The sequence below is a fragment of the Oceanobacter sp. 3_MG-2023 genome (genome assembly GCF_030688925.1).
Taxonomy (GTDB): Bacteria; Pseudomonadota; Gammaproteobacteria; order Pseudomonadales; family Oceanobacteraceae; genus Oceanobacter.
Genome location: NZ_JAUYVX010000019.1, coordinates 39,278 through 46,421, shown reverse-complemented (window position 1 = coordinate 46,421; position 7,144 = coordinate 39,278). Strand labels below are relative to the sequence as shown.

7 protein-coding genes are annotated in these 7,144 nt (G+C 53.0%); 3 read left to right on the top strand and 4 right to left on the bottom strand.

What is annotated here, in order from left to right:
- Positions 1-82: 82 nt before the first annotated feature.
- Both tsaA and Q8W32_RS15605 read right to left on the bottom strand, forming a co-directional pair.
- Entirely contained in the window at positions 83-565 is a 483-nt protein-coding gene (gene tsaA, locus Q8W32_RS15610; protein WP_305415585.1) for a tRNA (N6-threonylcarbamoyladenosine(37)-N6)-methyltransferase TrmO, read from the bottom strand.
- 44 nt (positions 566-609) lie between these two features.
- The gene (locus Q8W32_RS15605; RefSeq protein ID WP_305415584.1) at positions 610-888 is read right to left on the bottom strand and encodes a hypothetical protein; all 279 of its coding nucleotides are present in this window, start codon (positions 886-888) and stop codon (positions 610-612) included.
- A 554-nt stretch (positions 889-1,442) separates the two neighbouring features.
- On the opposite strand from Q8W32_RS15605, the gene Q8W32_RS15600 reads away from it, so the two are divergent.
- Together Q8W32_RS15600 and Q8W32_RS15595 are read left to right on the top strand one after the other, a co-directional pair.
- Entirely contained in the window at positions 1,443-2,381 is a 939-nt protein-coding gene (locus tag Q8W32_RS15600; protein ID WP_305415583.1) for an ABC transporter substrate-binding protein, read from the top strand.
- 488 nt (positions 2,382-2,869) lie between these two features.
- Entirely contained in the window at positions 2,870-3,865 is a 996-nt protein-coding gene (locus Q8W32_RS15595) for a YafY family protein (protein WP_303434458.1), read from the top strand.
- An 89-nt stretch (positions 3,866-3,954) separates the two neighbouring features.
- Here Q8W32_RS15595 and Q8W32_RS15590 read toward each other — a convergent pair whose 3' ends face one another.
- Complete coding sequence (locus Q8W32_RS15590; RefSeq protein ID WP_305415582.1) at positions 3,955-4,518, bottom strand: DUF2889 domain-containing protein; 564 nt, start codon at positions 4,516-4,518, stop codon at positions 3,955-3,957.
- Between the two features lie 64 nt (positions 4,519-4,582).
- Complete coding sequence (locus Q8W32_RS15585; protein ID WP_303434456.1) at positions 4,583-5,806, bottom strand: nucleoside recognition domain-containing protein; 1,224 nt, start codon at positions 5,804-5,806, stop codon at positions 4,583-4,585.
- A 360-nt stretch (positions 5,807-6,166) separates the two neighbouring features.
- On the opposite strand from Q8W32_RS15585, the gene Q8W32_RS15580 reads away from it, so the two are divergent.
- A complete protein-coding gene (locus tag Q8W32_RS15580; RefSeq protein ID WP_305415581.1) occupies positions 6,167-7,102 on the top strand; it encodes a DMT family transporter in 936 nt (311 codons plus the stop codon).
- The last annotated feature ends 42 nt before the right edge of the window (positions 7,103-7,144 follow it).

Below are 7,144 nucleotides of genomic sequence, written 5' to 3'. Positions count from 1 at the left end.
TCGCTGCATTCGTCGCCTTGCCCTGAACAACGGCAACACTCGCGCAGAGCCGTGCAGGATTAAATGGATGTCCCCTACAGGTTTAGCGGAAGCGTTCATCCGAACGGCGGTTTTTAACGTCGGCTTCGCTGGCTTGCAACCAGCCGGATGTGCTGCTGGTGATCGCATCAAATTGGTCAATATAGGGTTTGATATCCAGCAATGGCGTGCCGTCCAGTACATCCACCCCTTCCACTTGCAAGATATTGTCTGTAATACCGGTCAGCTTCACAATCGACATACCAATATGATTGGGCCGTAATGGCGAACGGGTGGAAAACACACCACGCTCCTGGGTATCCATAAAAGGAGTTACACGTAATGCAGTCCGGGTAGCCTGATGAAAACAGTAAAAGATATAAATATGACTGAATCCATCGAGGTCTTGCAGACCTTCCTGATATTGTTTATCCAGAACAATATGCCCGGCTACTCCGTCAGCACCCTTGGGCTGAACGGGCATACCAGCAATATGAGTATAAGGAGAGTGTATTATTCCGATCGGGCTTATATCATGTATATCCATTATGTCCTGCCTGAGTTTAATCAATTATACGCTGACGGCTGGCTTCAGATCACAACACCAGCCGCAACACCCCACGATAAACCTCCGCTATAGACCTCTACGATCAACGGCTTGCAACGACCTGCAATGGCGTGGCAACTGGATTGCAGCCAGGCTACGCACTCCTCGCCCAACCCTTGCCGCCAGTAATCCGTCCAGCCCAGACCGCTCACACCGTCAGCGACCAGTCTGGGAAAACGCTCATACCGACGAGCAGTAACCAGACACCCGTACCAGCGGAGATCATGCGCTTCTTGTGGTAACCACTTGCCTGCAATTTTCATCCCGCTTAGCCAGCGGCTGATGGCACGGTGACAACAACCGCACGGCGTAATAAAATAGCCATTAAAATCAATCGATTACATTTAAAAACCGATAACTCCTGCACCACCGGCAGGCTGTTATTATGAGGCTTAATGGCCGGCCAGAGACGCTTTCAGACAAAATCATGTCGTATACCGTCGCAAGACAACACAGCACACCGACGGCCCTGCTTGTTTTATATACAGGCGAGCATGGGCGTGTTGTTTGTTTTTAATTGATATTTCAGTCATCAATATATGGCTAATCGCTTGAATTGACGGACTGTTAATTTCACTCTCAGAGCATTAGACGGATCTGTAATTTTTTGCTATACCTAATAAAAAAATAAGCACAGCTGGCTAAAAAACTGCTCAGCGAATAATCCATCATCGATATGACAATCATTTTCCAATTACTATAATCGGACGCTCTCATGCCCTGTTTATCTGCCTTCCAGCCGTTTTTGTATGTTACGACCCGAGTCGCCCGATGCCGACTCTACACATTGTTCCTGGCTGGTATAACAGCCCTGATAATGCCTCTGAGCAGTTTCGCTGCCCAGATTGCTGTTATTGAAAGCTACCATCCAGAGTACGAATGGGATGCCCAATACCTCAAAGCCATTGATGACAGCCTGGGTAAAATCCACCAGATCCAGACCTATTCCCTCGATACCAAACGTCTGACCAGGGATAACTGGCCAATCCGGGCGCAACAGATACTTGAGCGAGTCAAGGCACAAAAGCCGGCAGTCGCGCTTATTGGTGACGACAATGCGCTGGAGTTGATGGGTGAATCCCTGCAAGCGCTGGGTATCCCGATTGTCTTTCTCGGTATCAATGGTGGGCCAGAACAGCACCCGGTATTGCTTAAAAAAGGGGTGACCGGTGTGCAGGAGCGACCATTTTTTGACCAAAGCATTCGCCATATACGCAAGATGGTCTCCAACCCGGATCGCTTCCTGATTCTGGCGGATGATTCTCCCACCATGCGCAGTACGATCCAGGAACGTTTTGGCGACCAGCGCAAGGAAACCATCCACGGCTCAGAAGTGGATATCCTGCTGACCAACGATCGTGACACCTGGCTGAATGCCATCACCAATGGCAAATCCAATGGCTACGCCGCTGTTATTGTCGGCACGTATCACACCATTCGGGACGGCCAGGGCGTACGAGCAGACCCAACCGACCTGATGCAAATGGCTCACAGCAGCTCGAGCCTTCCGATTTTTGCCTTGTGGGATGTGTTTATTGGTAAAGGTAAAGCAGCGGGCGGCTTTACCGTCTCAGCGTATAACGAAGGCCGTCATGCGGCACGACTGGTCAAATTGCTGCTGAACGGTACAGCAATAGATAAATTGCCTCATACCCAATCCCAGAAAGGCGAGCATGTTTATAGCGAGAGTGGTTTGCAACACTGGAATCTGCACCTGTCTACCCTGGATGCCAGCCAGACACGCTTCAAGGACTGATACCCTCATTCACCCATTATTCACCGGGTAGCCCTCAATCGCGACGGCTACCCATAACGGCGGGCTTCAGCAGCCGTCTCCCCCAGGTTCGCTCTGTTAATCCAGCCCTGCAACAGAGCAAGCAACCACCGCTGTCCATTTTCTCCAATTATTCCGTGTTCTGCGCGACGCCATTTGCCGCGCTCACTGCCAACAATGCGCCAGATCTGGATTAAATTGGAAAAGACTATGGAACAGCCCTTCACTTTTATCTATCACGTCAGCTGCTCACAGTGTACCTGGCAGTCCCAGTTCAAAGCACTGAGCGATCTCCCCGATGAGTGCCCCCACTGCCATGCACTCGCCTTGCACGTGGATCAGGAAAACACCCCACCGACGACTCCCCAACCTGCTTTACTTAGGCAGCTTATGTGACACAATTCACATTATTTCGCGTTATACTACCGCCCGGTGGAATAACAAACCCAATGCTCATAAGGATATGAAATATGTCTAACGATTATTCGACATTTGCACGCCGCATGGAGATGCTGCGCATGATTCCGGAAGAGCCCCTGACGCCGATCACTACTCGAGCGATCTGGGAAAAACTCAATCTTTCCTTCCCTTGTCACAAACGCACGGTTGAACGGGATCTGGTCGAGCTGTCCCAGCATTACGCTTATTATTGCACCGAACAGGGCCGCAGCCAGGCCTGGTCTTTTATGAAAGGCCGCAAAGAGCTGGCACCCACCAGTAATGCCGTGATTGCCCTGAGCTATATCCAGGCAAAGCCCTATTTGGAACAGGTGTTACCTGCCGAAGTGTACCAGGGTATCGAACCCCAGTTTATGGAAGCGGAAGCCACGCTGCAGCGCCACGGCAGCCACCTGAGTACCTGGCCCGACCGGGTACGGGTATTACCCGGAATGAAACAGCTGCACAAACCCACCGTCGATACCCAGGTATGGGCCACCCTGACCCAGGCATTACTGCTGGGCAAAAAATTTACTGCCCAGTACGCCAAACGCAGCGCTGATCACCCGAAAACCTTGCTGTTTTCCCCTCTGGGAATGGTCAGTAAAGGCAATATCCACTATCTGATTGCCACCGCTAACCAGCACACCAACCCGGTTATTTTTGCACTGCATCGCATGGCGAATGCGGCGTTATCTGACGACAATATCGACGAAAACCTGCAATTCAATATCGATGATTACATCTCGCGATTTGGCTGGACTCCCGCTGGAGAGATCATCCTTGAAGCCGATATTTCCCCCGAAGTGGCTTATCTGCTGGGTGAAACACCACTCAGTCAAACACAGGAAATCACGCCGCTTGACGATGGCAGTGACTGGTACCGACTGGTGGCTACCATCACCGACGATCAGGAAAGCAAATGGTGGGTATACGGTTTGAATCGTAATATCCGCGTCACCTCGCCGTCACACTGGGTTGATGAATTCAAGGATACAACCCGTCAAATGCTGGCCTTGTATGAATAACCTCCGAACCAGCGCCTGACTCACCGTCTAACCCATCCCTAACTCACCGCCTCAGGCCAGCGCCACGTCAGCGCATACCATACGGCCAGTCATTCTGTTTCTGTTTGCCATAAAATCGTATCGGCACGGCCACCCTCGCGATAGCCATAACAGGTGTTCGTCATATGTTTGCGGTTAACCGGACTGCTGGCGTAACCAGGCTCATGTTGCAGGCGATAACCTTGAATGGTCTGGAAAGCAGCCGTTGCCAACACCGGCAATAATTCGGTCAGATGAGTACAGGCATACGAACGGCCGAGTGCTTCCTTGACGTCATTGATCCAGCCAGAACGGATTTTGATACCGACCAGCAAGTCGTAGCGAGGCCCAGCGCCAGAGCAATCCCGATACGGTGTGGAACGCATATCAGCACGCACTTCCCGAATCACCAGGCGATCATCGACCGCCAGGGTCATGGTCATGTCATGCAAGGGGGAACCAACCGGCAGCTCACCCTTGTCACGCAGATGAAATGCGTAGTGCTTGGTATCCATCATGGTGGCTTCCACTTCCCACAAGCCATCACTGCGCAGGTAGCCCTGCACGTCAATCTGGCGACGATGTAATGGTGTACGGGTAACAGGACGAATGTCTTCGGGCATGCGGATACTCACAGTAAATCGATGAATCAGCCGGGTATGATAACCGGCTTGCCGCAAGAGACCCAAACCTCAGGCTTCACACATCAAAAAACCATAAGCCCACCACCACGGCAGTGATCATGCCAACGCCATCACAGAGCAACCCGGCCCAGAGGGCATAACGGATTCGGGTAATACCCACCACACCAAAATAGACCGCCAGCACATAAAAGGTGGTTTCGGTGCTGCCTTGCATTACCGCCGCAATATGCCCGGCCACTGAGTCGACGCCTTGGCTATTCATCACATCCAGCATCATGGCGCGGGCACCGCTGCCGCTGAACGGCTTCATCAGCGCCACCGGCAAGGCATCAACAAACAGCGTGCTGACCCCCAATACCGTCAGCAACCAGCGCACGCCATCCAGCAACAGGTCAAGGGCACCACTGGCACGAAAAACACCAATCGCCACCAGCATCGCCAGCAGATAAGGAATCAACTGCACCGCGGTTTCAAAACCGCTTTTGGCGCCGCAAACAAACTGCTCATACACTGGCTGTCGCCGCCATAACCCGGCAGCAATCAGACTGACGATCAACAACATAATGATACCGTTGGCCAGCTGCTGTGAGGTATCCGCCAGTTGCTCCACCGGTAATGACCCAAGCCAGAAAACCATGGTCGCGACCAGCGCCACCAGCCCTCCCAGATACGCCAGCAGTACGGCATCCAGACGGATTTTTTGCCACCACATCACCGCCAGCAAACCCGTCAATGTGGACGCGGTGGTGGCCAATAAAATGGGTACAAATACATCAGCAGGATTCGCCGCGCCCAACTGGGTACGGTACATAAAAATGGTGACGGGCAATAAAGTGACAGAGGAGGTATTCAGCACCAGAAACAGGATCTGGGCATTACTGGCGGTATCTTTGAGAGGATTCAGTGTTTGCAGAGCCTGCATCGCCTTGATGCCCAGCGGCGTGGCGGCGTTATCCAACCCCAGCATATTGGCAGCCAGGTTCATGGTGATAGCCCCTTGTGCTTCATGTCCCGCAGGCACTTCCGGCATCAGCCGCCGAAACAGCGGTGCCAACCCTCGGCCGAGCCAGTGAATAACACCGGTTTTTTCGGCAATGGCAAACAGTCCCGACCATAACGCCAGCAGACCGATCAGCCCGATAGCAATATCAACCGAAAGGGTCGCCATATCGAAACTGGCATTCACCAGTTGCTGAAACACCTCGCTGTCACCGCCGGCCCAACGCACCAGAGCCGTGGCAAAACCGACCAGAAAAAACAACGCCCAAACAAGATTCAAGCACGGCTCCCGACTATCTGCATTGAGCTTCGATTTATACGCACTCAGTGGTGAATGTCCAGCAACCAGGCTCGACACCCTGCCCTGCAGAACACCTCAACGCCATCGACCAGCGCCAGAAAAAATCCCAAAAAAAACGGCCACAAGGGCCGTCAAAACTAGATCTAACAGAGGGAGAGCAGATAAACAATGAAACTGCTTGTGTTAAGAGGTACTTACCGGCATTTGGTTCCCTGGCGCTGTAAAAAAATAATGATTCTTTGCTATCCGGCACCGTTGTCGCGGCGAACATTACCAAGTTAGTGCTTGCGACTGGCACAGGAACCCATAAGCTGGGCGTTTATCTAACCTGGAGCTTCCATGAACCTGCCAGCCCGAGCCACGCCTGTTCTCATGCTGCTGATTTGCGTGATTTGCTGGGGCAGTGTGTTTCCTATTTCCAAAGTCCTGTTGCAGTCGGTTTCCGGGTTGTCATTGCTGATGTGGCGGTTTCTGATCGCGCTGGTCTGTGTCTGTCTTTATCTGCTGGTGCAGCGCAAGCCCTGGCCAGCACTGAGTGGATCGCAATATCTGGTTCTGGCGGCACTTGGCGTGCTCGGGGTGGGCAGTTTCAACCTCGCTCTTTACGAAGGTTTGCCCTACACCGAGGCCACCAACGGTGCCCTGATTATGGCGCTCAGTCCATTGGTGACGTCGATTGCAGCGGGAGCACTGGCCCGCCGCTGGCTCTCGGTTCAACAGTGGATCAGCCTGACCATTGGCCTGATCGGCGTAACCCTGGTGATTACCAACGGCGATGTTATGTCGCTGCTGCAACACGGCCTTAATCGTGGTGACTTGCTGATCAGCATCGGCATGTTGTGCTGGGCGGCCTTTACCATTGCCTCACAACGCGTCAGCCACTGGCTGCCTCCCATGTCGTTTACCCTGGTTACCATGACGGCGGGCTGGCTGGCGGTCAGTGTGTATGGCCTGCTGTTCAAGGAGATTCACCCCTGGCAAGAAATTCAGCTGCTCAACCCGATCGAGTGGCTGCAGTTGTTGCACATCAGCCTCTTTGGTTCTGTGCTGGCGTATCTGTTCTGGATTCAGGGCGTCAAGGCCATTGGTGCTGCCAATGCTTCGCTGTATTTTAATTTGGTGCCGGTGTCGGCTGCCTTGATTGCGCTGGCCATGGGGGTACAGCTGAGTCTGATCCAGACCCTCGGCATTACCATTACCATTGTCGGGCTGAGTCTACCCTGGCTGGCCCGCTCGTTGTGGGCACGGCGGCATCAGGATGGGTTGCCACAATAAAAAGCCGGTACTCCGCTACTCATGGCGGCCACACGCCTGGTC